General features: G+C 75.8%; 20 protein-coding genes. 9 read left to right on the plus strand and 11 right to left on the minus strand.

Annotated features, from left to right (window positions below; genetic code table 11):
• Nucleotides 1-36: 36 nt before the first annotated feature.
• From cydC to FHL79_RS16045, 3 genes are read right to left on the minus strand one after another with little or no spacing between them, the layout of a single operon-like run.
• Nucleotides 37-3,471, minus strand: coding sequence for a thiol reductant ABC exporter subunit CydC (gene cydC, locus FHL79_RS16035; protein WP_138759586.1), 3,435 nt, complete (start codon nucleotides 3,469-3,471; stop codon nucleotides 37-39).
• Complete coding sequence (gene cydB, locus FHL79_RS16040) at nucleotides 3,468-4,481, minus strand: cytochrome d ubiquinol oxidase subunit II (RefSeq protein ID WP_138759587.1); 1,014 nt, start codon at nucleotides 4,479-4,481, stop codon at nucleotides 3,468-3,470. Before cydB ends, cydC begins: the two co-directional genes overlap by 4 nt.
• A gap of 10 nt (nucleotides 4,482-4,491) precedes the next feature.
• A complete protein-coding gene (locus FHL79_RS16045) occupies nucleotides 4,492-6,042 on the minus strand; it encodes a cytochrome ubiquinol oxidase subunit I (protein WP_138759588.1) in 1,551 nt (516 codons plus the stop codon).
• Between the two features lie 113 nt (nucleotides 6,043-6,155).
• Here FHL79_RS16045 and FHL79_RS16050 point away from each other — a divergent pair, with 113 nt between their 5' ends.
• Both FHL79_RS16050 and FHL79_RS16055 read left to right on the plus strand, forming a co-directional pair.
• Nucleotides 6,156-6,521 carry a BlaI/MecI/CopY family transcriptional regulator gene (locus FHL79_RS16050; RefSeq protein WP_138759589.1) on the plus strand — a complete coding sequence of 122 codons (366 nt, stop codon included), beginning with the start codon at nucleotides 6,156-6,158 and terminating at the stop codon, nucleotides 6,519-6,521.
• Between the two features lie 22 nt (nucleotides 6,522-6,543).
• Entirely contained in the window at nucleotides 6,544-7,476 is a 933-nt protein-coding gene (locus FHL79_RS16055) for a M56 family metallopeptidase (protein WP_138759590.1), read from the plus strand.
• Nucleotides 7,477-7,591: 115 nt separating this feature from the next.
• On the opposite strand, the gene FHL79_RS16060 is transcribed toward FHL79_RS16055, so the two are convergent.
• The 4 genes from FHL79_RS16060 to FHL79_RS16075 form a co-directional block, all read right to left on the minus strand.
• Nucleotides 7,592-8,104, minus strand: coding sequence for a hypothetical protein (locus tag FHL79_RS16060; RefSeq protein WP_138759591.1), 513 nt, complete (start codon nucleotides 8,102-8,104; stop codon nucleotides 7,592-7,594).
• 88 nt (nucleotides 8,105-8,192) lie between these two features.
• Nucleotides 8,193-8,537, minus strand: a complete 345-nt coding sequence (locus FHL79_RS16065) for a helix-turn-helix domain-containing protein (protein WP_138759592.1) — start codon at nucleotides 8,535-8,537, stop codon at nucleotides 8,193-8,195.
• Nucleotides 8,538-8,601: 64 nt separating this feature from the next.
• Nucleotides 8,602-9,084, minus strand: a complete 483-nt coding sequence (locus FHL79_RS16070) for an Hsp20/alpha crystallin family protein (RefSeq protein ID WP_138759593.1) — start codon at nucleotides 9,082-9,084, stop codon at nucleotides 8,602-8,604.
• 150 nt (nucleotides 9,085-9,234) lie between these two features.
• Nucleotides 9,235-10,629 (minus strand): type I glutamate--ammonia ligase, encoded by a 1,395-nt coding sequence (locus FHL79_RS16075; RefSeq protein WP_138759594.1) that lies wholly within the window; start codon nucleotides 10,627-10,629, stop codon nucleotides 9,235-9,237.
• A 205-nt stretch (nucleotides 10,630-10,834) separates the two neighbouring features.
• Here FHL79_RS16075 and FHL79_RS16080 point away from each other — a divergent pair, with 205 nt between their 5' ends.
• A complete protein-coding gene (locus FHL79_RS16080) occupies nucleotides 10,835-12,382 on the plus strand; it encodes an APC family permease (RefSeq protein ID WP_138759595.1) in 1,548 nt (515 codons plus the stop codon).
• Here the strand turns inward: FHL79_RS16080 and FHL79_RS16085 are convergent.
• Both FHL79_RS16085 and FHL79_RS16090 read right to left on the minus strand, forming a co-directional pair.
• The gene (locus FHL79_RS16085; protein WP_138759596.1) at nucleotides 12,327-13,367 is read right to left on the minus strand and encodes a YihY/virulence factor BrkB family protein; all 1,041 of its coding nucleotides are present in this window, start codon (nucleotides 13,365-13,367) and stop codon (nucleotides 12,327-12,329) included. The genes FHL79_RS16080 and FHL79_RS16085 overlap by 56 nt on opposite strands.
• Nucleotides 13,368-13,440: 73 nt before the next feature.
• Complete coding sequence (locus FHL79_RS16090) at nucleotides 13,441-14,034, minus strand: TetR/AcrR family transcriptional regulator (protein WP_138759597.1); 594 nt, start codon at nucleotides 14,032-14,034, stop codon at nucleotides 13,441-13,443.
• Nucleotides 14,035-14,103: 69 nt separating this feature from the next.
• Between FHL79_RS16090 and FHL79_RS16095 the strand changes: the two genes are divergently transcribed.
• On the plus strand, nucleotides 14,104-15,249 hold the full coding sequence (locus FHL79_RS16095; RefSeq protein ID WP_246080863.1) for an MFS transporter: 1,146 nt from the start codon (nucleotides 14,104-14,106) through the stop codon (nucleotides 15,247-15,249).
• Nucleotides 15,250-15,264: 15 nt separating this feature from the next.
• On the opposite strand, the gene FHL79_RS16100 is transcribed toward FHL79_RS16095, so the two are convergent.
• Nucleotides 15,265-16,152 carry an oxidoreductase gene (locus FHL79_RS16100; RefSeq protein WP_138759599.1) on the minus strand — a complete coding sequence of 296 codons (888 nt, stop codon included), beginning with the start codon at nucleotides 16,150-16,152 and terminating at the stop codon, nucleotides 15,265-15,267.
• 52 nt (nucleotides 16,153-16,204) lie between these two features.
• Between FHL79_RS16100 and FHL79_RS16105 the strand changes: the two genes are divergently transcribed.
• The 5 genes from FHL79_RS16105 to FHL79_RS16125 are packed head-to-tail and all read left to right on the plus strand — an operon-like array spanning nucleotide 16,205 to nucleotide 23,963.
• Nucleotides 16,205-17,332: an amidohydrolase gene (locus tag FHL79_RS16105; RefSeq protein WP_138759600.1), complete on the plus strand. Its 1,128-nt coding sequence runs from the start codon at nucleotides 16,205-16,207 to the stop codon at nucleotides 17,330-17,332.
• 37 nt (nucleotides 17,333-17,369) lie between these two features.
• Entirely contained in the window at nucleotides 17,370-18,620 is a 1,251-nt protein-coding gene (locus tag FHL79_RS16110) for a M20 metallopeptidase family protein (RefSeq protein ID WP_138759601.1), read from the plus strand.
• Nucleotides 18,621-18,680: 60 nt separating this feature from the next.
• Nucleotides 18,681-20,045 (plus strand): YibE/F family protein, encoded by a 1,365-nt coding sequence (locus FHL79_RS16115; RefSeq protein WP_138759602.1) that lies wholly within the window; start codon nucleotides 18,681-18,683, stop codon nucleotides 20,043-20,045.
• A gap of 32 nt (nucleotides 20,046-20,077) precedes the next feature.
• Nucleotides 20,078-20,701, plus strand: a complete 624-nt coding sequence (locus FHL79_RS16120) for a class I SAM-dependent methyltransferase (protein WP_138759603.1) — start codon at nucleotides 20,078-20,080, stop codon at nucleotides 20,699-20,701.
• Between the two features lie 25 nt (nucleotides 20,702-20,726).
• Complete coding sequence (locus FHL79_RS16125) at nucleotides 20,727-23,963, plus strand: AfsR/SARP family transcriptional regulator (RefSeq protein WP_171058190.1); 3,237 nt, start codon at nucleotides 20,727-20,729, stop codon at nucleotides 23,961-23,963.
• Here the strand turns inward: FHL79_RS16125 and FHL79_RS16130 are convergent.
• A partial coding sequence (locus FHL79_RS16130; protein WP_218938490.1) for an ABC transporter permease occupies nucleotides 23,945-24,740 on the minus strand: 796 nt, incomplete at its 5' end. The two genes, FHL79_RS16125 and FHL79_RS16130, sit on opposite strands and share 19 nt — an antisense overlap.

A 24,740-nucleotide genomic window follows, 5' to 3' on the forward strand; every position in this document is an offset into this window, starting at 1 on the left:
CCTCCGGCGGGCTCGGCGCACGGTGAGGGGCTCCGCTCAGCGGCGCGCCGGTGCCGGTGCGTGCGGAGCGAGTGTCAGCACGCTGTCCTGCTCACCGGCGACCGCGGGGTCGTGGGTGACGCAGACGACCAGCCGCCCGGCCAGCGCCCGGCGCAGGTCGGTCACCAGCGCGGCGGCGGTCGGCGGGTCCAGGTGCGCGGTGGGCTCGTCGAGCAGGACGACGTCCCGGTCGGCCAGCAGCGCCCGGGCGACGGCCAGCCGGCGGCGCTCGCCGCCGGACAGTGCGGTGCCGCCCGCGCCGACCGGGGTGTCCAGGCCCGCGGGCAGGTCGGCCAGCAGCGCGCCCAGCCCGGCGGCGGTCAGCGCCGTCCGCATCGCCTGCTCGCCGTCCGGACCGGCCAGCTCGCCCCGCGGGCGGGCCAGTGCCAGGTTGGCGCGCACCGAGGCGTCGAAGACGTGCGCGTCCTGCGGGCACCAGGCGATCGCGGCTTGCACGTCGGCGCGGGTCAGCCGGTCGGTCGGCACGGGCCGGCGGCCGTCGCCGAGCACGTACTCGCCCGAGGCCGGCCGCAGCGAGGCCATCAGCACCGACAGGAGCGTCGACTTGCCCGAGCCGGACGGCCCGGTGACCACCAGCCAGCCGGAGCCGGCCGTCGCGACCAGGTCCAGGTCGGCGAGGACGGCGGGGCGGCCCGGCCAGCCGGCGGTGAGCCGCTCGGTGGCGAGCTCGCGCACCGGCGCCGGGGCGGCGACCCGGTCCTCGGGTGCCGGGTCGGCCGCGACCGGCTCGGCGAGCACGGCCTCCACCCGGGACCGCGCGTCCCGCCAGGCCGTCCGGTTCCGCCGGGTCGACCCGATCGCGGTGAGCGGTTCGAGCAGGGCGAGCGGGGCGAGGGCGAGGACGGCGGCGACCGGGGCGTCCAGCCGGCCGGCCTGCACCGCGGCAGCGCCGGCCCAGAGCGCCAGCACGGCGGCCGAGCCGGTGGCGAGCACCGCGACCGCGTCGCCGAGCGCGGCGGCCGCGGCACCGGCCTGGGCGGCCCGGCCCTGCCGGCGGCCCAGCTCGTCGAGCCGGTCGGCCGCGGCCGGTGCCAGCCCGTGGGCGCGGAGGTCGGCCGCCGCCTCGAGGGTGGCGGTGGTCTCGCGGAGGGTCACCGTCTGCAGCTCGGCTGCGGACCGGGCGACGCCGCGGTCCGCCCAGCGGTGCACGCCGACCGTGACCAGCACCGCGGCGCCGACCACCGCGGCGACCAGCGCGCCGCCCCGCGGGTCGAGGACCGCGAGCACCGCCGTCGTCCCGGTGAGCACGACGCCCGCGACCCACTGCGGGGCGACCACCCGCACCGAGAGGTCCTGGAGCAGCCCGACGTCCCCGACCAGGCGGGCCAGCGCCCGGCCCGGCGTCCGGTCGGCCGCGGGTCCCTGGGCGACCAGCGCGCTCCACAGCCGCAGCCGGGTGGCCGAGGCCAGCCGGAAGGCGGCGTCGTGGGTGGCCAGCCGCTCCAGCCAGCGCAGCACCGCCCGGCCCAGGCCCGAGGCGCGCACGGCGACGATCGCCACCATCAGGGTGAGGATCGGCGGCTGCTCGGCGGCGCGCACGATCAGCCAGCCGGAGACCGCGGTGAGCGCGATGCCGAAGGCGCTGGAGGCGGCGCCCGCGGCGACCGCCCGGACCACCGCCCGCCGCGGCCACGACAACCCCGCGTCCCGGCCGGGTCCTGCCTTCGTGGCCACATCGGCCACGACGGCCAACGGCTCGATCGCCTTTGTGGCCACAAAGGCGCGGTGGGGCGCAAGGAGGGGGGCCGACGGGGGCAGGGCCGGGACGCCGGGGAGCTCGACGGTGCGGTCGGCCAGGGCGGCGAGGGCCGGCTCGTGGGTGACCAGCACGGTGCACAGCGAGCCGCGCAGCCGGAGCAGCAGCTCGGCGACGGCGGCGGTGGAGTCCGCGTCCAGCGACGCGGTCGGCTCGTCCAGCAGCAGCACCCGGGCGCCGCGCTGCACCCGGACCAGCGCCCGGGCCAGGGCGACCCGCTGCAGCTCGCCGGGGGAGAGGGTGCGGCAGGCCCGCTCGCGCAGGTGGGTGCCCTGCACCCAGTCCAGCGCGGTGTCGGCCAGGTCGGTGGCGCGGCCGGCCTCCACGTCCCCGGCGTGCCGGCGCAGCTCGTCGACGACGGTGCCGGCGACCGTGGTCGGGGCCTGCGGGACGACGGCGACGTCGGCCGGCCGCAGCACCGTGCCGCTGACCCGGGCGCTCGCTCCGTCGAGCAGCTGCCCGGCGAGGACGGCGAGGACGGTCGACTTGCCCGAGCCGCTCGGCCCGCGCAGCGCGACCAGCTCACCGGGGTCGACGGTGAACGACGCGCCGTCCACCGCGGGACCGCCCCGGCCGGGGAAGGTGACGGTCAGGTCGTCGACGGTGAGGCCGCGCGGCCGGCCGGCCGGGAGCTCGCCCACGACGGGCCGCGGCGCCGGGGTGGCGAGCACCGCGCGGGCGGCGGCCGCGGCCTCGGCGGCGTCCTCGGAGGCGTGGTGCGCCGAGCCCAGCGCGCGCAGCGGGGCGAACGCCTCCGGCGCCAGCAGCAGGGCGAGCAGGGCGACGTCCAGGTCCATCGAGCCGTGCGTCAGCCGGACGCCGACGGTGACCGCGACCAGCGCGACCGACAGCGTGGCCAGCACCTCGAGCACCAGCGCGGACAGGAACGCGGTGCGCAGCGTGGCCAACGTCCGGCGGCGGTGGGTCTCGCCGAGCTCGGCCAGCGCGGCGAGCTGGTCGGCGGCGCGGCCCAGGCCGACCAGCACCGGCAGCCCGCGGACCAGCTCGGCGACGTGCCCGGCGATCCGGTCCAGCGCGCGGGCGGCCTCGGCCGTCTCGTCCCGGGTGTGCAGCCCGACCAGCGCCATGAACAGCGGCACCAGCGGCAGGGTGACCGCGACCAGCAGGGCGGACAGCCGGTCGGTGACGCCGAGGACGACGAGCAGCACCGGCGGGACGACGGCGGTCTGGGCCAGCGCGGGCAGGTAGGTGGCGAGCGCGGGGCCGAGGTCGTGCAGTCGGGTGGTGGCCAGCACGGCGGCCGGTCCGGTGCCGCCGGCCGCCGAGGCGGCCTCGCCCTCGCCGTCCAGCAGCCGGGTGAGCAGCCGGCGGCGCAGGGCGTCCTCGGCCCGGCGGGCGTCCCGCGCGGCCAGCACCTGGCCCAGCCCGGACCCCGCCGCCCGGACGGCCGCCCCGGCCAGGGCGACCAGCAGGGCCGTGCCGGGCGTCGTCCCGCCGGCGACGTCGGCCACCGCCCGGGCCAGCCCGGCGGCGAGCAGCACCACGCCCGCGGTCTGGACCAGCGCCAGGGCCGCGGCCCGGGCCAGCGCGCCGGTCAGCCCCGGCACCCCGGCGAGCGCCCCCAGCGGCCCGCGCCCCGCGCCCGCCGGCTCGCCATTGTGGCCACTTCGGCGATCCCCAGGACGACGGTTCATGCGGTCACCGGCTCCGGCGCCGTCGCCGGCTCGGCGGACAGGCGCTTGCGGAACACCCAGTAGGTCCAGGCCTGGTAGCCGAGCACGACGGGGAGCCCGACGCCGGCCGCCCAGGTCATCACGGTGAGCGTGTAGTCGCTGACCGAGGCGTCGGAGATGGTCACGTCGAAGGCGGGGTCGATCGTCGAGGGGACGACGACCGGGTAGGCCGCACCGAAGATCGTGGCCGCCGAGCCGAGCAGCACCACCGCCCAGGCGGCGAAGGCCTGGCCCTCCCGGTCGACCCGGATCCGCGCCCATGCGACGAGCACGGCCAGCGCGGCGACCAGCAGCAGCACCGCGGTGGCGACCGTGCCCGAGCGCAGCTGGACCAGCAGCGCCCACAGCAGCAGCGGCAGCGCGGCCACCGGCGCCCAGCGCCGGGCGAAGGCGCGGGCGGCCAGCCGCACCGGGCCGTCGGTCTTCAAGGCCAGGAACACCGCGCCGTGCACCAGGGAGAACCCGAGGACGGCGACCGCGCCCAGCAGCGCCGACCAGCCGAGCCCGGCGAAGGCGCCGCCGACCCGGTTGCCGTCGGCGTCGATCGGCAGCCCCAGCGTGGTGGCCCCGAGGGCGGCGCCGATGCCGAGGGAGGCGATGAGCGAGCCGGCGGTGATGACGTGGGTCCAGGTGGTGTCCCAGCTCGCGGCGGAGTGGGAGTGCCGCCACTCGAAGGCGACCGCCCGGATGATCAGCCCGACCAGCACCAGCACGAACGGCAGGTACAGGGCGGGCAGCCAGGTGGCGTACCAGCCGGGGAACGCGGCGAAGACCGCGCCGGCGGCGGTGATCAGCCACACCTCGTTGCCGTCCCACAGCGGCCCGATCGACCGGAGCATCAGGTGCCGGTCCTGCGTGCGGCGGCCGAGCACCGGCAGCAGTGCGGCGACGCCGAAGTCGAAGCCCTCGAGCAGCAGGAAGCCGGTCCAGAGCACCGCGACGGCGACGAACCAGACGGTCTGCAGGTCCATGACAGGTCTCCTAGTAGGCGAACGACAGGACGTCGTCGGTCTGGTCGCGGCCACCGGGCAGGTCGTCGTCCGGCGTGCCCTCGGGGGTGTGGCCGGGTGTGGGGGCGCCGTCCCCGGTGGTGATGCCGCGGCGGACGAAGCGCACCAGCAGCCACGCCTCGACGACGGCCAGCGCGCCGTAGAGCGCGGTGAGGGTGACCAGCGAGGTCAGCACCTCGCCGGCGCTGACGCCGGGGGAGACGGCCTGGGCGGTGAAGAAGTACACCTGGTCGGCGCGCGGGACGTCGGGGTTCGGGTAGACGACGAAGGGCTGGCGGCCCATCTCGGTGAAGATCCACCCCGAGGCGTTGGCGACGAACGGGGCGCCGACCGCCAGCAGCGAGCCGTAGACGGCGACCGGGTTCGTCGGCACCCGCCCCCTGCGGGTCGCCCAGAGCGCGTAGGCGCCGACCGCCGCCGAGACCGAGCCCATGCCGATCATCAGCCGGAAGTTCCAGTAGGTGACGGCCAGCAGCGGGGTGTAGTCGATCGGCTCGCCGGCCTTGTCGCCGTAGGACGGGTCGTCGGGGTAGGTGGCGCCGTAGGCCGCGGCGTAGGTCTCCTGCAGCTCGTTGACGCCGGGCACGGCGGTGGAGAAGTCGCCGTGGGCGAGGTAGGAGAGCAGGTAGGGGACGGTCCAGGAGTGGACGTCGTCGCACTCGTTGGAGCCGAGCTTGCCGACGGCGAAGATCGAGAAGGGTGCCGGCGCCTCGGTCTCGCAGAGCGCCTCGGCCGAGGACATCTTCAGCGGCTGCTGCTCGTACATGAGCTTGCCCTGGATGTCGCCGGTGACGGCGGTGAGCAGGAACGCGGCGACCGAGACGTAACCGCCCAGTCGCACCGAGCGGCGCCAGACGCTGTGCTCCACGTCGGTGGCCGGGGCGTTCGCCAGCTTCCGCTTGCGCAGGTGCCACAGCCCGATCCCGACGAGTGCGGCGCCCGCGACCATGAGCGCGGCGACGACGGTGTGGCTGAACGCGGCCAGGGCGGTGTTGTTGGTCAGCACCGCGAGGAAGTCGACCTGCTCCGGCCGGCCGGTGGCGTCGTCGGTGACGACGCCGACCGGGTGCTGCATCCAGCTGTTGGCCGCGATGATGAAGTACGCGCTGACCACCGAGCCGATGACCGCGGCCCACAGCGTGGCCAGGTGCACCTTCTTCGGGATCCGGCCCCAGCCGAAGATCCACAGGCCCAGGAACGTGGACTCGAGGAAGAACGCGAGCAGCGCCTCGAGTGCGAGCAGCGAGCCGAACACGTCGCCGACGAAGCGGCTGTACGCGCTCCAGGCCAGCCCGAACTGGAACTCCTGGACCAGGCCGGTGGCCACGCCCAGGACGAAGTTGATCAGGTAGATGCGGCCCCAGAAGCGGGTCATCCGCAGCCACTCGGGCTTGTCGGTGCGCACCCACATCGTGTGCATGACCGCGACCAGGATCCCCAGCCCGATGGTCAGCGGGACCATCAGGAAGTGGTAGACGGTGGTGATCCCGAACTGCCACCGGGCGATGTCCAACACGTCCACCGGGGTTCCTCCAGCCGCTGACGTACGATCGACACGTCCTTTCTACGCCGAGTAGAAGAGTTTCTCTACGACACGTAGAAGACGCGCCGTGTGAGCTGGCCGACAGGAGAACGATGAACACGCTGGGAGATCTGGAACGCGCGGTGCTGGAGCACCTGTGGGCCGTCGGTGCGCCGGTCTCCGCCACCCAGCTGCGCGACTCCTTCGCCGACCGCGGCCTCGCGCTGACCACGGTGCACACGGTGCTGAGCCGCCTGGAGCAGAAGGGCTTCGTCGACCACGACGACGCCCGGCCCCGGCAGTTCCGGGCCCGCGGCAGCCGGGAGGAGCACGTCGCCGAGCTGATGCACGAGGTGCTCGGCCAGGCCGGCGACCGGCAGGCCGCGCTGGCCCGCTTCGTCGGCAGCGTCGGGGACGACGAGGTGCGGATGCTGCGCGAGCTGCTGGCCGGCGCCGGGGACGACGCCGCGGCGCGCTGACCGCGCCGTCCCGATCCCCGACGTGCTCCCCGCGACCGCGCTCGCGCTCGGCCTGCTGGCCGCGCTGCTGGCCTGGCCGGTGCCGGCGGCGCTGTCCCGTGCCTCCTGGCCGCAGCGCGACCCGCTGGCCGCGCTGGTCTGCTGGCAGGCGATCGGACTGGCCGGTGGCCTGTCGATCATCGGCGCCCTGCTGACGCACGGGTTGGCGCCGTGGGGGCACTCGCTGCCCGAGGCCTGGTGGCACTGGGTCACCCGGCAGCCCCCCGAGGAGCCGGTGCGCGGCGACCACTGGGTCGCCCAGACCCTCGCCGCCGTCCTCGCAGTGGAGCTGCTCGGCGTGCTGCTGCTGTCGCTGCTGCGCACCGCCCGCACCCGGCGGCGGCACCGGGCGCTGCTGGAGCTGGTCGTCCAGCCCGCCGCGGCGGGGGAGGACACCCGGCTGCTGGACCACCCGGCGCCGGTGGCGTTCTGCATCCCCGGCGCCCGGCCGCTGCTGGTGCTCTCGTCGGGGATGGTCGCCGAGCTGGACGTCGCCCAGGTCGACGCGGTGGTGGCCCACGAGCGGGCGCACCTGACCGAGCACCACCACCTGCTGCTGCTGCCCTTCGTCGCCTGGCGCGCCGCGCTGCCGGTGCTGCCGGCCGCCGACCGGGCGCACGACGCCGTCCGGGACCTGGTGGAGATGCGCGCCGACGACGTCGCCCTGGGCTCGCTGACCGGCCCGGACCGGCGGCGGACGCTGGCGGCGGCGATCGTCGCGGTCGCCGCGGGGGCCGGTGGCCAGCTGCCCGACGGCGCCCTCGCGGTCATCGGGGGCGCGGTCGCCGTCCGGGTGCGGCGGCTGCTCGCGCCGGCCGCGCCGCTGCCGGTCGCGGCCCGGGTGGTCGCGCTGGCCTGCGCGCTGGCCCTGCTGCTGGTGCCCACCCTCCTGCTGGTGCTGCCCGCCCTCGTGTAGTGCGACGACGGGCTCCCCGGGACGCCGAACGGGCACCCGTCCGCCGGCGTGGTGCCGGCGGTCGGGTGCCCGTGCGGGAGGACGTGCGCGCGGCTCTCAGGCCGCGCCGTCCGGATCAGTGAGTGCGGTGCGCCTCGGTGCCGAGGGTGTCGTTCCAGTCGTCGTCGCCCTCGGGCTCCTTGGCCAGCAGGCCGGCACCGACGGACCAGATGATGCCGCCGACGAGGCCGATCCAGGCACCGATCTCGGTGTCCAGGTCAGCACCCCGCTCGAAGGCGCCGGGCACGTCGAGCACGTAGCTCAGCGACAGCAGGACGGCGGCGATGCCGACGGCCATGGCGGTCAGCGAGAGCCCGCGGTGCTGACGGCCGCGGGCGCGGGTGGCCGCGTACTGCAGGCCGACGACCAGGCCGACGCCGAGGAAGGCGACCAGCGGGATGGTGGTGTCGGTCTCGTAGCCGGAGCCGGAGGTGCTGTCCGCACCCTCGGTGGAGACCCACGAGAGGAACGTGGCGATCAGGAAGACCACGACGCCGGCGGTCGCGACGTGTGCGCCCGTGGTGTTGGCCCGGCGGTCACGCTGGGCCGTGCGGCCGGTGGTCGAGTTGGTGGAGCTGTTTGTTGCCATGACCGCCGGATACCCGCCCGGCGTGTCGTCCACCCGCCTTGGCGAGATCTGTGACTGATCTGTCATCCAGCTGTGAGTACTCGACCGATCACTCAGCGGCGGTGTCGCGCTCCCGGCGGGCGGCGTCCCGTTCGTCCCGGGCCGCGTCCGCGTCGGCGACCGCGTCAGCGAGGTCGTCCTGCAGCTGGACGATGACCTGCGCGGAGGAGAGCGGGTGGCCGTCGTCGAGCAGGATGCGCACCCGGGCCGCGATCCGCAGCTGGGCGCGGGAGTAGCGCCGGTGGCCGCCGGGGGAGCGGGTGGGATGGAGGACGCCACCGGAGTCCAGGCTGCGCAGGAAGGCCGCCTGGACGCCGAGCAGCTCCGCCGCCTGGCTCATGGTGAGCACCGGGTGGTCGGGGTCGTCCAGTGGCTGCAGCGGGTCGGTGCTCATGGTCCCTCCGGAGACGGGCGAGGGGCGGAGCCGCGCGGCCCCGCCCCTCGCCCGTGGTGTGCGATCAGCTCTCGACGGACTGCTGCTCGCCCTCGATCGTGCGGGCCTCCACCTGGGCGGGTGCGTCCGCCCGGGTCACGGTGATCTTGCGGGCCTTGGCCCGCTCGGCCACCGGGATGCTCACGGTCAGCACGCCGTCGTGGTAGCTGGCCTCGAGCCGCTCGGTGTCCAGGCTGCGGCCCACCACCAGCTGGCGGGTGTAGCTGCCGAACGGGCGCTCGGCGACCTGCCACTGCGCCCCCTCGATCTGCGGGACCGAGCGCTCGGCGCTGATGGTGAGCGTGGTGCCCTCGACCTGCAGGTCGATCGAGCCGGGGTCGACACCGGGCAGGTCGAAGTGGGCGACGAAGTTGTCGCCGACCCGGTAGGCGTCCATCGGCATGCCGGCCAGCGGGCGGGCGGTGGTGGTGCCACCGCGGCCGGTGAGCTGGTCCAGCGCGCGGAGCGCAGCGGACGTGGCGGCGAACGGGTCGTTGGAAGTCAGCATCATGGCTGCGTACCTCCGGAGATCAGGTGGTCGAACGGTCCAGGGATGCGCTGCCCGAGGAGAACCTCTAGCGGCAACTAGAGATTACCTCGCACACCCGCCTGAGTAAACCCGGGTACCACAAGAAATTTACAGCCTCTGCTGCAGATGTCAGTGTCGCCAGCGGACCGCCTTGGTGACCCCCTCCGGGCAGACCCCGTCGAACAACGCGATCTCGCCGCGGCGCACCTCGGCGATCGTGGTCGCCAGCTCGACGCCGAAGCAGCCGGTCAGCTCCGCGTCGGACTCGAAGGCCCGCACCGCCTCCTCCAGCGAGGCGGGCAGCGGCGCGATGCCGGCCTCCCGACGTTCCTCCTCGCTGAGCGTCCCGGGGTCGATGCCGACCGGGTCGGGCAGCGTCGCGCCGGACCGCAGCCCAGCCCGGCCGGCGGCGAGCAGGCCGCTCAGGAGCAGGTAGGGGTTGGCCGCGGCGTCGAAGCTCTTCACCTCGACGTTGGCCGCGGACTGCCGCGCGCCGCTGGGACCGGTGACGAACCGGACGGCGGCCTCGCGGTTCTCCAGGCCCCAGGCGGCGAACGCCCCGGCCCAGTGCGACGGGACCAGCCGGAGGTAGGAGGCGACGCTGGGCGCCCCGACGGCGAGCAGCCCGGGCAGGTGCTGCAGCAGCCCGGCGGTGAAGGCCTCGCCGTCGCGGGTGAGGCCGAAGGTGCCCGGGCCGCCGCTCATCAGGTTCTCGTCCCCGCGCCACAGCGACAGGTGCACGTGGCCGCCGTTGCCGACGCCGTCCGCGGTGACCTTCGGTGAGAAGCTGACGCGCAGGCCGTGCTCCAGGCTCACCGCGCGGATGGTGCTGCGCACCAGCAGCGCGGTGTCGGCGGCGGCGACCGGGTCCTCGGCGCCGACCGAGACCTCCAGCTGGCCGGCGGCGTACTCGGGGTGGAACTGGTCGACGGCGACGCCCTGGTCGGCCAGCGCCTGGAGCAGGTCGCGCGCGTAGTCGGAGACCTCGATGTGCCGGGTCATGCTGTACGCGGGCCCGGCCAGTGCCGGGACGAAGGCGTCCGGGTCGGCGCCCGGGGGGAGCACGGCCTCGCCGATCACCCACTCGATCTCGTACGCGGCCTTGAGGGTGAGCCCCTCGGCCGCGTAGTCGGCCACCAGCCGGCGCAGCAGCGAGCGGGAGCACTGCACGTGCGGCACGCCGTCCTGGGTGTAGCGGTCCACCGGCGCCCACGCCCAGCCGGGCTGGCCGGCGAGCACTGTCAGCCGCTCGAGGTCCGGGTGCAGGCGCAGGTCGCCGATCGCGCTGCCGGCGTAGCTGCCTGCGACGATCGAGTCGTCGACCAGGAACCCGTCGAACACCGGGCTCATCCCGACGCCCCACTGCGCGGCGGCCGGCAGCCGGGCGAGCGGGACCGACTTCATCCGGGTGATGCCGCTGGTGTCGACCCAGGGCAGGACGACGCCGACCACCCCCGCCTCGGCGAGTCCGCCGAGCCGGGCCTCCGCTGCGGCCCGTCGCTCGTCCCGCTCGTGCAGCTCCATGCGTGCCTCCGCCAGTTCCTCGCCCCGCCGACCTGCCGCATGCTGCACCACGGGGATGACGCGCAGGTCACGCAGGTGCGCGGGCACCCGGGTAACGGTCTCGTTCCGTGCGGATGACGCCATTCCCAACGGTGCACCGCGTCGCGCACACTCGCGCCAGCACACCCGTTGCCGGGTGCAACTGCGACCCCGAGGAGCGCGCGCGATGGCCGTCTCGACCCCCCGCCCCGACGGGGCGACCTCGACCGAACGGTCGGGGCCCGGTGGTCTCACCCGGTCGCTGTCGGTCTGGCAGGCGGTCGGGTTGTCCGTCGCGCTGATGGCGCCGTCGATGGCGGCCAACATCAACCCGCAGGGGACCGCCGGCACGGTCGGGCGGGCGGTGCCGCTGGCGTTCCTGCTCGCCGCCGTCGGCGTCCTGCTGGTCGCCTACGGCTTCGTCCGGCTGTGCCAGTACTTCCACCACGCCGGCTCGGTCTATGCCTTCGTCGGCGCCACCCTCGGTCCGCGGGCCGGGCTGGTCTCCGGGTTCGGCCTGCTCGGCACCTACTGCTTCTACGGCGTGGTCACCTCCAGCGCGACCGGCATCTTCGGCACCGCGTTCCTGGAGGCCGTCGGCATCTGGCCCGACCCGCCGTCCTGGGCGCCGTTCCTGCTCGTCGCGGTCGCCCTGCTGGGGGCGCTGGTGCTGACCATCGTGCCGGCCAGGCGCGGGACGTCGGTGCTGCTGACCGTCGAGGGCGTCACCGTGGCGCTGATCCTGGTGATCAGCGCGATCGTGCTCGTCCGGCTGCTGTCGGGGAACGTGCCGGCCGACGCGCCCTCGCCGGACGCCGGGTTCACCCTCGACGTGTTCACCGTCGCGCCCGGCACCGACCTGTCGGCGGTCTTCCTCGGGGTGGTGTTCGGCTTCCTGTCCTTCGCCGGGTTCGAGGCCGCGGCGACGCTGGGGGAGGAGGCCCGCAACCCGCGCAAGGACATCCCGCGGGCGATCCTGGGGACGGCGGTCTTCGGCGGGATCTACTTCGTCGTCGTCACCGCGATCGAGATGATGGGCTTCGGCACCGACGAGGCGGGGGTGGCCGCGTTCGCCTCCTCGCCGTCGCTGCTGGGTGACCTGGGCAGCAGCTACATCGCCGGCTGGGTCGGTGACCTGATCACCCTCGGCGCGGCGATCAGCGCGTTCGGCTGCTGCCTGGCGTGCGTGGTCGGTGCCTCGCGGCTGACCTACGCCTTCGCCCGGGACACCCGGCGCGACACCACCCGTGCCGGCGGCCTGGCCTCGACCACCGCGGCGGGCACCCCGGCGCTCGCGGCGATCGTCGTCACCGTCGTGATGGCGCTGGTCCAGCTGGTCTGCGCGGTCGCCTTCGACGCCGAGGCCTTCGACACCTTCCTGTGGTCGGGCACCATCGGCACGCTGATCCTGCTGGTCGCCTACCTGTTGACCACGGTCGGCGCGATCCGGCTGGTGTTCGTCCAGCGGCGGATGCCGGCGGTGCCGATGTGGCAGGTCGTCGTCCCGCTGCTCGCCCTGGTCGTGCTGGGCTACACCGTCTACCGCAACGTCGCCCCCTACCCGGCGTACGACGACGGCGCGCCGTTCTGGTTCCCGATCGTCGCCGGGGTCTGGCTGCTGGTCGGGCTGGTCGCGGTGGTCGTCGCCCCGGCGATGGCGCAGCGGGCCGGCGCCGCCCTCACCGCGGCGGAGCTGGGTGCGCGCCGGGAGGAGCAGGTGGCGGAGGGGCGCTGACGGCGTCCGCCGGCTCGCCGCGGTCGGGCGGGTCGAAGGTGACGTGCACCGTCTCGAAGCCCTTCTGGCGCTGCGCCTTGGCCAGTCCGGTGTAGCTGCGCCGGTCGCCGGCGGTGAGGTCGACGTCGTCGGTGAAGGGCGTGAGCAGCGCGCGGGGGTGCAGCTTGTCCACCCGCACGACGTTGATCTCCACGCAGAGCACGCCCACCACGGAGGCCAGGTACAGGAAGGCGAGCAGGCCGAGGACCAGGGCGAAGACGCCGTTGGTGGCGCTGGCCGTGCTCACCACGTGGCTGACGTAGGTGACGCCGAAGGTCTGCAGCAACTGCCAGAGGACGGCGGCGAGCAGCGCGCCGGGGGCCACCTGCCGGATGGTCAGGTGCCGCGCGGTGGCCAGCCGGAAGGCGAGGACGAAGACGGTCGCGTTGACGGCCACCGAGGCGACCAGGGCGACCATCCGCAAGGCCATGCCCATCGAGCCGGCGTTGCCCGAGCCGAGGGTGGACAGCGCCGTCGTCCCGATGACGGCCAGCCCTGCCGTGCCCAGCAGCAGCAGGCTGCGGCCGCGGGCGAGGAAGGGGTTGGGCCGGCTGTTGCGCGGCACCGACCAGGCGGTGTTCATCGCGTGTTGCACGGCCTGGGCCACGCCGAGCCCGCCGTACAGCGAGCCGAGCACACCGATGACGATGCCCACGACGCCACCGCTCAGCTCGCGGGGGGTGCCCAGCTGGTCGCCGACGACCGGGAACTGGCTGAGCGCGGAGTCGATCAGCCGTTCCTGCAGTGCTGGGTCGCCGGCCAGCAGGTGGCCCAGGATCGTGGAGAACAGCAGCAGCAGCGGGAAGAGCGAGACGAAGGCGTAGTAGGTGATCAGCGCGGCCAGGTACGGCCCCGAGTCGTCGACGTACTTGTAGACCACGGCGATCGGGAACCCGGCCGCCTTGTGCCGGCGCTGGAGGCGGTCGAGACGGTCGGCGACGGGCACGGACCCACTGCACCACGCTGATCGGTCGCGCACCACGGGAGTGCCGCCGGATCGTGACCGGGCCGCCCCAGGTTCAGGCCGTGCGGGCGGCGATCCAGTCGGCGGCCAGCCGGCGTGCGCGGTCGATCGGGTCGCCGCCGGGCAGGACGGGGGTCGTCGCGGCGCGGGCGTACCCGCTCAGCGCGCCGTCGTAGCAGAGCAGCAGCGTGGCGGCGACGTCCTCGGGACCGGGCAGACCGGCGGCGGCCGCCAGTTCGCGCAGCCGGTCGGTCAACAGCCTCGTGTCGGCCGCCAGCCAGCGCTGGCCCGGGTGCCCCGACGGCAGCTCGGTCGCCGCGGCGAGGAAGGCGCAGCCGCGGTGGTTGCCCTGGTGCTGCCGGTAGCGGGCGACCGCGTCGAACAGCGACAGCAGCCGGTCGACCGGGTCGGTGCACTCGGCCAGCACGGCGTCCCAGGTCTGCCGCCAGGTGGTGTGGCGGTCCTCCAGGTAGGCGGCGACCAGCCCGTCCTTGCCGGCGAAGTGGGCGTACATCGTGGCGGGGGAGACGCCGGCCCGGGCGAGCACCGCGTCGACGCCCGTCGCGGCGATGCCGGACTCGTAGAACAGCTCGCCGGCGGCGGCGAGCAGCCGCTCGCGCGCCGGTCGGGTCGCGGAGAAGGGAGTCATGCGCCTATCGTAACGATCGTTATGGTGAAACGATCGTTATGGACCGCTTCCGAGCGCCCAAATGGGTTGGTGCCCGCCGGGCTGGCGGTCATCGCCGTCACGTACGGCCTGGCCCGGTATGGCTTCGGCCTCTTCCTGCCGCAGCTGCGCAGCGAGTTCGGCATCACGCCCGGCACCGCGGGGGGCATCGCCGCCGGCAGCTACCTCGCCTTCTGCCTGACCGCGCTGCTGGCCCAGCGCTGGGTCGGCCGGGACCGGGCCCGCGCGGCTCTGTGGCTGGCCGGGAGCACCGCTGCCGCCGGCTCCGCGGCGGTCGCGTCCGCCCCGTCGACCGCCGTCCTCACGGTCGGGGTGCTGGTCGCCGGCAGCGGCGCGGGCGCCGCGACCCCGGCGCTGGTCGCGGCGGTGTCCGCGACGGTGCGGCCCGCCGCCGAGTCCCGTGCCCAGGCGGTGGTCAACAGCGGCACCGGAGCCGGGGTGGTCGCCGGCGGCCTGCTCGTGCTCTCGGTGCCCGGGCAGTGGCGGTGGGCCTGGGCCGGGTTCGCCGTCCTGGCGCTGGCCGCCACCCGGGCAGCCGACCGGCGCACCGCCTGGCCGTCCGCCGCCCGGCGCCGGGACGCCGCCCGGGCGCCGCTGCGCGCCCTGACCCGGCCGCTGGTCGCCGCGGTCCTCGGCGGGGCGGGCTGCGCCGGGGTGTGGACGTTCGGCCGGGACCTGCTCACCGACGACGGCGCGCTGTCCGACGGCGCCACCGGCCTGCTGTGGTGCGTGCTCGGGGCAGCCGGGCTCGCGGGCGGGCTCAGCGGCGACGTCGTCGCGCGGGTCGGGCTGCGTCGGGCGTGGGCCGGTGCCGCCACCGTCGCCGCGGCCGCCGTGCTGGTGCTCGCCGCCGCCCCCGGCAGCCCGGTCCCCGCGGGCCTCGCACTGGCCGGCTTCGGCTGCTCCTTCGTCGTGCTCAGCGGGGTGCTGCTCGCCTGGGGCGCGCACCGGCTCCCGGCCGCGGCGCCCCAGGCCGCCGCCGTCCTCTTCATCGGGCTCACCGTCGGTCAGGCGGCCGGGGCCCTCGTTCTGGGCGCGGTGGCCGACGCCACCGGCACGCCCGCGTCCTTCGTCGTGGCGGCCGGCCTGCTCGCCGCCGCTGCCACCGCGGCCGAGCCCCGGCGGGCGGCACACCATCGCCCCGTCCAGAGGCTCGCCCGAGCCTGCGAGGGGTGAGGGGGACGGGGTCCGTCAGGCCGGCAGTGAGGCCGGGAAGTCCACGCCGGTGAGCGCGGCCGACGCCGTCCACAGCTCCCGGGCCAGGGTGGCGTCGGAGGCCTCGGCGCTGCGCCCGGCCAGCGTCGGGGTGCCGCGCATCAGGGTCCCGGAGGGTCCGGCGTAGCTGCCGCCCGGGACGTCGGCGACCGCGGCGAACAGGGTCGGCAGCGCACCCTGCGCGCTGCTGACCGCGACCACCCGGTTGCCGACGGCCATCGCGGCGTCCTTGAGCCGGCTGCCCGACCCGCTCTGCAGGTTGGTCGCCGCCCAGCCGGGGTGGGCCGCCGTGGCCCGGACCGGCGAACCGGCCGCGGTCAGCCGGCGCTGCAGCTCCAGGGTGAACAGCAGGTTCGCCAGCTTCGACTGGGCGTAGGCCGCGGTCGCCGAGTACGCCCGGCGCTCCCAGTTCAGGTCGTCGAGCACGATCCGCCCTGAGGCGTGCAGTCCGGAGGAGATCGTGACCACCCGGTCGGTGACGTGCGGCAGCAGCAGGTTGGTCAGCGCGAAGTGCCCGAGGTGGTTGGTGCCGAACTGCAGCTCGAAGCCGTCGGCGGTGCGGGCCTCGGGCACCGCCATGATCCCGGCGTTGGCCACCAGCACGTCCAGCGCGCCGGTCCAGGCCTGCGCGAACGCGCGCACCGAGGTGAGGTCGGCGAGGTCCAGCCGGCGCACCTCCACCTGACCCGGCAGCCCGGCCGCCGCCTGCTCGCCGCGGGCGGTGTCCCGCACCGCCAGGACGACGCGCGCCCCGGCCGCGGCGAGCGCTCGGGCGGTCTCCAGCCCCAGCCCGCTGTTGCCGCCGGTCACCACCACGGTGCGGCCGGTCTGCGCGGGGATGTCGGCCGTCGTCCACGAGGTCATGCAGCCGAATGTAGATCGGCCGCCGGTGCTCCCGCCGGGGCAGGATGACCGGGTGAGCGAACTGGACCCCACCCTCGCCGACCTCCCGCTGGTCGACCACCACTGCCACGGCCTGGTGCGCCGCGACCTCGACCGCGCGGAGTTCGAGGCGATGCTGACCGAGTCGGCCGGGCCCAGCACCCTGGGCGGCTCGCTGTTCGACTCCCAGATCGGCCTCGCCGTCCGCCGCTGGTGCCCGCCGGTGCTGGACCTGCCCGCGCACGCCCCGGCCGAGGACTACCTGGCCCGCCGCGCCGAGCTCGGCGCGGACGAGGTCAACCGCCGGCTGCTGGCGGCGGCCGGCACGCAGACGTTCCTCGTCGACACCGGCTACCTGCCCGAGCCGATCACCTCACCCTCCGAGCTCGCCGCGCTCACCGGCGGCCGCGCCCGGGAGGTCGTCCGGCTCGAGGCCCTCGCCGAGGAGGTGTTCGCCGGCGGCGTCGCGGCCGGGGACTTCGCGGAGGCCTTCCGCAGCCGGCTGGCCGCCCGGACCGTGGACGCCGTCGGGGTGAAGTCCGTCGCCGCGTACCGGGTCGGCCTGGCCCTGGACGGCGCCCGCCCCACCGACGCCGAGGTGACCGCGGCCGCCGACCGGCTGCTGCGCCAGGGCGGGGCGCCGCGGGTCGCCGACCCGGTGCTGCACCGGTTCCTGGTCTGGAGCGGCATCGACCGGCAGCTGCCCGTGCAGTTCCACGTCGGCTACGGCGACGCCGACGTCGACCTGCACCGCGGCGACCCGCTGCTGCTCACCGACCTGCTGCGGGCCACCGAGCCGGCCGGGGTGCCGGTGATGCTGCTGCACAACTACCCGTTCCACCGCAACGCCGGCTTCCTGGCCCAGGTGTTCGGGCACGTGTTCGTCGACGTCGGCCTGGCCACCCACAACCTCGGCCACCGCTCCGCTGCGCTGCTCCGCGAGCTGCTCGAGCTGGCACCGTTCGGCAAGGTGCTGTTCTCCTCCGACGCCTTCGGCCTGGCCGAGCTGTACCTGCTGGGCACCGTGCTGTTCCGCCGCGGCCTGGGCCGGTACCTGGCCGACGGGGTCGCCGAGGACGCCTGGGCGGCGGCCGACGCCGCCCGGGTCGCCGCGATGATCGGTGCCGGGAACGCCGAGCGGGCCTACCAGCTGGGCACCTGACATCGGCCCGCAACGTGGCTCCGGGAGGATCGGCGGTGTGACCGCCAGCGACGTCTCGTCCCCCGTACCGGTCGGCGAGCCCGACCCCGCCCTGGTGGCCTGGTACGACCAGCTGTCGGCGGCGGTGGCCGAGGAGCTGCCGGCCGCGGTCGAGCTGCGCCACCAGCTGCACGCCGACCCCCGGATCTCCGGGGACGAGCAGGACACCGCGGACGCCGTGGTGACCGCGCTCGGGCTGGGGGAGGGCCGCCGGGTCGCCGACACCGGGCGGCTGGTGCGGGCCCTGGACGGCCCCGGCCGGGCGGTCGCGCTGCGCGCGGAGCTGGACGGGCTCGGCGTCGAGGAGCGGACCGGCGTCCCGTGGACCTCCACGACCGAGGTCATGCACGCCTGCGGTCACGACGCCCACCTCGCCGGGCTGGTCGCGGTCGCCCGCGCCGTCGCCCGGGTCGGCGGGCCGGCGCCGCTGGTCCTGCTGCTGCAGCCGCGCGAGGAGCGGGCGCCCTCCGGTGCCGCCGACGTGGTGGCCGCCGGCGTCCTCGTCGAGGAGCGGGTCGACTCGGTGGTCGCCGCGCACGTGCAGCCGCAGCTGGCCGCCGGCGTCGTCAACGCCACCCCCGGGCCGGTCAACGCGGCCACCGACGAGTTCACCATCACCGTCACCGGCCACGGCGGCCACGGCGGGTACCCGCACACCACGCTGGACCCGGTGCTCGCCCTGGCCGCGATCGTGGTCAACCTGCAGCAGCTGGTCAGCCGCCGGGTCGACCCCACCGTCGGCGCGGTGCTGGCGGTCACCCAGCTCGATGCCGGGTCGTCGTTCAACGTCGTCCCGGACACCGCCTGCGCCCGCGGCGGGCTGCGGGTGATGCGCGAGGAGGACCGCGAGCTGCTGCTGCAGGCGCTCACCGACGTCGCCGAGCACACCGCCACCGCCTACGGCTGCACCGCGACGGTGCACAGCGAGAACAACGAGCCGGTGCTCGCCAACGACCCGGAGCTGGCCCGCGCGACCGTCCCGTGGCTGACCCGCAGCGAGGTGACCGTGGACGACGCCTGGCGGTCCTTCGGCGCCGACGACTTCGCGCACTTCTGCACCGGTCACCGCGGGCTGATGCTCTTCCTCGGCGTCGACGGTGGCCCGCCGGGCGCCGACGGGCGGCGTCCCGGCCTGCACTCGCCGCGCTTCCTGCCCGGCGACGACGTGGTCGGCCAGGTCGCCGCCGCCCTGCTCGCCGGCTACCTGGCCGGTGCCGAGCTGCTCGGCCCGGTGGCGCTCCCGGCCTGAGGTGGGCGACACCACGCCCGACGGTCCGGGGCCGGCCGGACCGGCACCTAGCCTGACCGGGTGCCGGCCCACTCCCACGCTCATGGACCCGACACCGGGATCGAGGCGCAGCCGCCGGACCCGGCGGTCGTGGCCCGTCGCCGTCGCGCCGTCCGGCTGATGCTCTACGTGCTGGTGCCGATCGGGCTCGCCACCCTCGTCGGGCTGGTGGTGCTCTGGCCCGGCGGGGGGAAGACGGCCGCGCAGCAGGCGGCGGAGTCCTTCCTGCCGCCGGGGACCACCTTCCCGGAGGCGACGATCGCCTCGCTGGAGCCCTACCAGTGCGCCGAGGCCACCGGCAGCGCGCCGGCGCAGACCTGCGCCACCGCGGTGATGGTCATCGGGGACGGTGCCGGCGCCGGGGACTACGTGCAGGTCGATCTGTCCGCCGACGTCGTCGCGGAGGGCGTCGAGGTGGGCGACGAGCTGGTGCTCAACCGTGACCCCGGCGCCGACGGCGGGGACGCGGTGTACTCGTTCCAGGACTTCCCGCGGGGCACCCCGATCGTGGTGCTGGCGCTGTTCTTCACCCTGGTCGTCGGCGCGGTGGCCCGGCTGCGCGGCCTGCTCGCGCTGCTCGGCCTCGGCTTCGCGTTCGTGGTCCTGATGGAGTTCGTGCTGCCCGCGCTGCTGGCCGGCGGGTCGCCGGTCTGGGTCAGCCTGGTCGGCTCCTCGGCGATCATGTTCGTCGTCCTGTACCTCGCGCACGGCTTCTCCGCCCGGACGACGACCGCGCTGCTGGGCACGCTGTTCGGCCTGGGGCTGAGCGCCCTGCTGGGTGCGGTGGCGGTCGCCGCCGCTCACCTCACCGGGTTCAACAACGAGAACACCATCCAGCTGCTGCAGTTCGACCCGACCCTGGACTTCTCCGGGCTGGTGCTCGCCGCCACGGTCGTCGCCGGGCTGGGCATCCTCAACGACGTCACCATCACCCAGGCCTCGGCGGTCTGGCAGCTGCACGAGGCCGCGCCGGCGGCCGGCTGGCGCGAGCTGTACCGCCGCGGGATGGCCATCGGCCGGGACCACATCGCCTCGACCATCTACACCATCGTCTTCGCCTACGCCGGGGCGGCGCTGCCCCTGCTGCTGCTGTTCGAGCTGTACCAGCGGCCGTTCTGGACGGTGCTCACCGGGACCGAGGTGGGGGAGGAGGTCGTCCGCACGCTGGTGGGCGGGATCGCGCTGGTGCTGGCCGTGCCGGTGACCACGCTGATCGGCGCGCTGGTCGCCACCGCTGCGACGGTGCGCGGCGGGCTCCCGGAGCCCGAGCCGACCGAGGAGGAGCGGGAGGCACAGCGGCGCCGGGAACGGCTGCGCGCGCTGCGCCAGCAGGCGGCGGCGTCGGGTCCCGGCGCCGAGCCGCCGCAGCGGCGGGACCCGCGGTGACCGCGCCGGGAACCGACCGGGATGCTGCTCAGGTGACCACCGACCTGCTCGCCGCCGCGGCCGCCGCGCCGGGCTTCATGCCGCCGGACGAGGGCCGCGCGCTGTACGAGGCGGCACGCGACGTGGCCGTCCCCGGGCCGCTGCTGGAGATCGGCAGCTGGATGGGCAAGTCGGCGCTCTACCTCGCGGCCGCGGCCCGCGAGACCGGTCGTCAGGTGGTGACCGTCGACCACCACCGGGGCTCCGAGGAGCACCAGCCCGGCTGGGAGTACCACGACCCGTCGCTGGTCGACCCGCTCGTCGACCGGATTGACACCCTGCCGGCGTTCCGGCGGACGATCGCCGCGGCCGGCGCCGAGGACGTGGTGCTGGCCGTCGTCGCCCGGTCGGAGGTGCTCGCGCCGCTGTGGTCGACGCCGCTGGCGCTGCTGTTCCTGGACGGCAGCCACACCGAGTCCTCCGCCCGCCGCGACCAGGACGCCTGGGTCGCCAAGCTCGCCGTCGGCGGCACCCTGGCCATCCACGACGTGTTCCCCGACCCAGCCGACGGCGGCCAGGCGCCCTTCGGCGTGTACTCCCGGGTGCTGGCGTCGGGGGAGTTCACCGAGCTGCCCGGCACCGGGTCGCTGCGACTGCTGCGCCGCGCCACGCCCTGATCCCGGCGTGGGGGACGATGTCGCCGTGCCCGTCCGCATCTGCTTGCTCGGCCCGGTCGCCGTGGTCGACGGCGACGGGCGGCAGGTCGACGTCGGCGGGCCGCGGTCCCGGGCGCTGCTGGCCCGGCTGGCCGTCGAGCCGGGCCGGGTCGTCGGCCTGGACACCCTGATCGAGGCGGTCTGGGACGCCGATCCGCCCGCCGCCCCGGGCAACGCCGTGCAGGCGCTGGTGTCCCGGCTGCGGCGGACGCTGCCGGAGGCGCCGCTGCGCGCCCAGGCCCACGGCTACCTGCTCGACGTCCCGGCCGACGCCGTCGACGTCCACCGGTTCGAGACGCTGGTCGCCCGGGCCCGGGGTGAGCGCGAGCCCGGCCGGGTGGTCGCGCTGCTCCGGGAGGCCGAGGCGCTCTGGCGCGGCCCGGCGCTGGCCGACCTGCGCACGCTCGCGTTCACCGCGCCGTCGGCCACCCGCTGGAGCGATCTGCGGCTCACCGCGGCCGAGCTCCGGCTGGCCGCCGAGCTGGACCTCGGCCGGGCCGGGGCCGCGCTGGCCGAGCTGGAGGACCTGGTCGCCGAGCACCCGCTGCGGGAGCCGTTCTGCCTGCTGCTGGTGCGGGCGATGGCCCGGCTCGGCCGGACGGCGGAGGCGCTGGCCGCCTACGAGCGCTGCCGGCAGCAGCTCGCCGACTCCCTCGGCCTGGACCCGACGCCGGCGTTGCAGGCCGAGCACCTGGCGGTGCTCCGGGGCGAGAGCTCCGCCCCGTCGGTGCCTCGCGACGGGACCCCGTTGCGCACTCCGCTGACCAGCTTCCGCGGCCGGGAGGACGAGCTGACCGCGGTGGCCGGGCTGCTCGACGGCGGCCGGCTGGTCACCCTGCTGGGCCCCGGCGGGGCCGGTAAGACGCGGCTGGCCCTGGAGGCGGCGCACCGCCGCCGGGACGCCGTCGCCGACGGCGTCTGGTGGGTCGAGCTCGCGCCGGTCGCCGACGCCGCGCTGCTGCCCGCGGCGGTGCTCGCCGCGGTCGGCCAGCGGGAGGGCACCTCGCTGGAGCGGGTCCCCACCCTGGTCGAGGCGAGCGCCCGGCTGCAGGAGACCTTCACCGGCCGGCGGGCGCTGCTCGTGCTGGACAACTGCGAGCACCTGGTCGGGGCGGTCGCCGAGCTCACCGACGACCTGCTCGGGCACTGCCCCGGGTTGCAGGTGCTCGCCACCAGCCGGGAGCCGCTGGGCGTGCCGGGTGAGGCGGTGGTCCCGGTCGGGGCGCTCGCGGTGCCCGCGGACGGCGACGAGGCCGCAGCCACCGCGCCGGTGGTCCGGTTGTTCGCCGACCGGGCCGCCGCGGTCCGGCCGGACTTCGCGGTCACCGCCGCCACGCTCCCCGCCGTCCTGGAGGTGTGCCGCCGGCTGGACGGCATGCCGCTGGCACTGGAGCTCGCCGCCGCCCGGCTGCGCTCGCTGGGCATCGGCCAGATCGCCGCCCGGCTCGACGACCGGTTCTCGCTGCTCACCGGTGGCAGCCGGGTGGCCCTGCCCCGCCACCAGACGCTGCGCGCGGTGGTCGAGTGGAGCTGGGAGGCCCTCGACGACCGCGAGCAGGCGGTCGCCCGGCGGCTGTCGGTGTTCGCCGGCGGTGCCACCCTGGACACGGTCGAGCAGGTCTGCGCCGACCCCGGCTGGAGCGCCGGTGAGGTGCTGGACGCGGTCACCGGGCTGGTCGAGAAGTCGATGCTGCTCGCGGTCGAGGACGCCGAGGGCGTGCGGTACCTGATGCTGGAGACGATCCGGGCCTACGGCGCCGAGCAGCTCACCGCCGCGGGGGAGCGGGCCGAGGTCGAGGCGCGGCAGGCAGCCTGGTGCCTGGCCTTCGTCGACGAGCTGGACCCCCAGCTCCGCCGCGCGGGCCAGCTGGCGGCGCTGCAGCGGATGAGCGCCGAGCACGACGGGCTGCTCGCCGTCCTGCAGCGCGCGGTCGCAGCGGGGGACGGCGACGTGGCCGTCCACCTCGGCGCCCGGCTCGCCTGGTTCTGGCTGCTCACCGGGCGGCAGGTGGCCGCCGGTCGCTGGCTGCGGGAGGCGGTCGCCGTGCCGGGAGGCTCACCGGCGATGCGGGCGATGTGCTCGGCGTTCGGCGCCATGGGCCGTGCCGAGGTCAGCGACTGGCAGGCCTCGCTGCCGGCTCTCCGGGGGATCGGGGACCTCCCGCCCGAGCACACCTACCGGTCCGAGGAGCCGCTGGGGGCGCTGGCCTGGGCGATCGCCATGGTCTTCATCGGCGGGTTCCGGTCGGTGGCCGGGCTGGCACTGCTCGAGGACCACCCCGACCCGTGGGTGGTGGCCGCCGCGCACGGCATCCGGGCGCAGGTGGCGGAGAACCTCGGTGAGCTCGACCGGCTGGGGACCGGTCTGCTGCAGGCGCACGAGGAGTTCGAGCGGCTCGGCGACCGCTGGGGCCGGTCCTTCACCGCCGCCGCGCTGGGCCAGCTGAGCTCCGCCGACGGCGACGCCGCGGGCGCGGTCGCGTGGCTGACCGAGGCGATCGAGCTCTCCGAGCAGCTGGGCACCACCGACGACACCCCGATGCTGCGGACCCGCCTGGCGCTGGCCCACGCGCTGGCCGGTGACCTCCCCCGCGCGGAGGCGGAGGTCGCCGCGGTGCTCGCCGAGCTGGGTCCGGAGGGCGGCGGCCTGCACGTGGCCATGGCCGAGACGGCGGCCGGCGGGTTCGCCCTGCTGGCCGGGCGGCTGGAGGACGCCGACCGGTGGCACCGCCGCGCGCTGGACCGCGTCCGGGCCGCCGGCGGGGGACCGCCGCAGATCGGGGCGATGGTGCAGACCGGGGCGGCGGTCGTGCTGGCCGCCCGAGCCGAGGCCGAGGCCGCGCCCGGACTGCTCGGCGAGGCCCGCCGGCTGCTGGACGAGGCGCTGCACCAGGCGGGGGAGCTGGCCGGTGACATGCCCGTCACGGCCACCGTCGTCCAGGGGATGGCCGCGCTCGCCCGGGTGGAGGGCGACCCGCGACGGGCGGCCGACCTGCTGGGCAGGTCGGCCGCGGTCCGGGGCCGGCGTGACCGCGGTGACCTGGGGGCCACCGCGACCGAGCGGGCGCTGCGCGCCGAGCTGGGCGACGCGGAGTTCGAGCGGCTGCGGGACGCAGGTGAGGCCGTCCCCCGCGACGAGGTGCTCAGCCGTCTGGGGGTCGACGTCACCGGGAGCTGGCCCGCCACCGCGATGCCCGCCGCGGATCAGACCCGGCGCCGGTAGGCCCGCATCGCCAGCGGCACGAAGACCACCAGCAGCAGCGCCGCCCAGCCCGCCGTCCAGGCCAGCGGCTCGGCCACCGGACCGCCGAGCAGCAACCCGCGGATGGTGTCGATGAGGTGGGTGACCGGGTTGTTCCGGGTGAAGGCCTGCAGCCAGCCGGGGAGCGTGTCGACCGGCACGAGCGCGGAGCTGCCGAAGGTCAGCGGGAAGGTCGCCAGGAACCCGACGCCCTGCACGGCTCCGGCGGAGCGCACGGTGAGCCCGATCCAGACGAACACCCAGGACAGGCACATGGCGAAGCCGATGCCCACCAGCACGGCCAGGGCGGCCGCCGGCAGCCCCTGCGTGGTCCGGAAGCCGAGCGCGGCGGCGAAGGCCAGCAGCACGCCGATCGAGGTGACGTACCGGACGACGTCGGCGAGCACCGCGCCCACCAGCGGCGCCGACCGGGCGATCGGCAGGCTGCGGAACCGGTCGAAGACGCCCTTGGTGATGTCGTTGTTCAGCGCCACACCGATGCCGCCGGTGGCGAACATCAGCGTCTGCACCAGGATGCCCGGCACCAGGTAGGTGAGGTAGTCGTGCCAGTCGCCGGCGATCGCGCCGCCGAAGACGAACACGAACAGCACCGTGAAGATGATCGGCTGCAGGCTGACGTCCATCAGCGCCTCGGGCTGGTGGCGGATCTTCACCACGTTGCGCCAGGCCAGCGTGAGCGACTGCTGCAGCGCCGAGGCGCCGGCGGCCCGGCCGGCCGGGCGCGGGGTGGTGGTGGGG

Origin of the sequence: Modestobacter altitudinis (assembly GCF_005930475.1) — a bacterium.
In the GTDB taxonomy this organism is placed as follows: domain Bacteria; phylum Actinomycetota; class Actinomycetes; order Mycobacteriales; family Geodermatophilaceae; genus Modestobacter; species Modestobacter altitudinis.

Bases quoted from the DNA above. Each gene is read 5' to 3' on its own strand.
- cydC (WP_138759586.1), bottom strand. From the start codon at position 3,471: ATGAACCGTCGTCCTGGGGATCGCCGAAGTGGCCACAATGGCGAGCCG.
- cydB (WP_138759587.1), bottom strand. From the start codon at position 4,481: ATGGACCTGCAGACCGTCTGGTTCGTCGCCGTCGCGGTGCTCTGGACC.
- FHL79_RS16050 (WP_138759589.1), top strand. From the start codon at position 6,156: ATGAACACGCTGGGAGATCTGGAACGCGCGGTGCTGGAGCACCTGTGG.
- FHL79_RS16060 (WP_138759591.1), bottom strand. From the start codon at position 8,104: ATGGCAACAAACAGCTCCACCAACTCGACCACCGGCCGCACGGCCCAG.
- FHL79_RS16065 (WP_138759592.1), bottom strand. From the start codon at position 8,537: ATGAGCACCGACCCGCTGCAGCCACTGGACGACCCCGACCACCCGGTG.
- FHL79_RS16070 (WP_138759593.1), bottom strand. From the start codon at position 9,084: ATGCTGACTTCCAACGACCCGTTCGCCGCCACGTCCGCTGCGCTCCGC.
- FHL79_RS16075 (WP_138759594.1), bottom strand. From the start codon at position 10,629: ATGGAGCTGCACGAGCGGGACGAGCGACGGGCCGCAGCGGAGGCCCGG.
- FHL79_RS16080 (WP_138759595.1), top strand. From the start codon at position 10,835: ATGGCCGTCTCGACCCCCCGCCCCGACGGGGCGACCTCGACCGAACGG.
- FHL79_RS16090 (WP_138759597.1), bottom strand. From the start codon at position 14,034: ATGACTCCCTTCTCCGCGACCCGACCGGCGCGCGAGCGGCTGCTCGCC.
- FHL79_RS16100 (WP_138759599.1), bottom strand. From the start codon at position 16,152: ATGACCTCGTGGACGACGGCCGACATCCCCGCGCAGACCGGCCGCACC.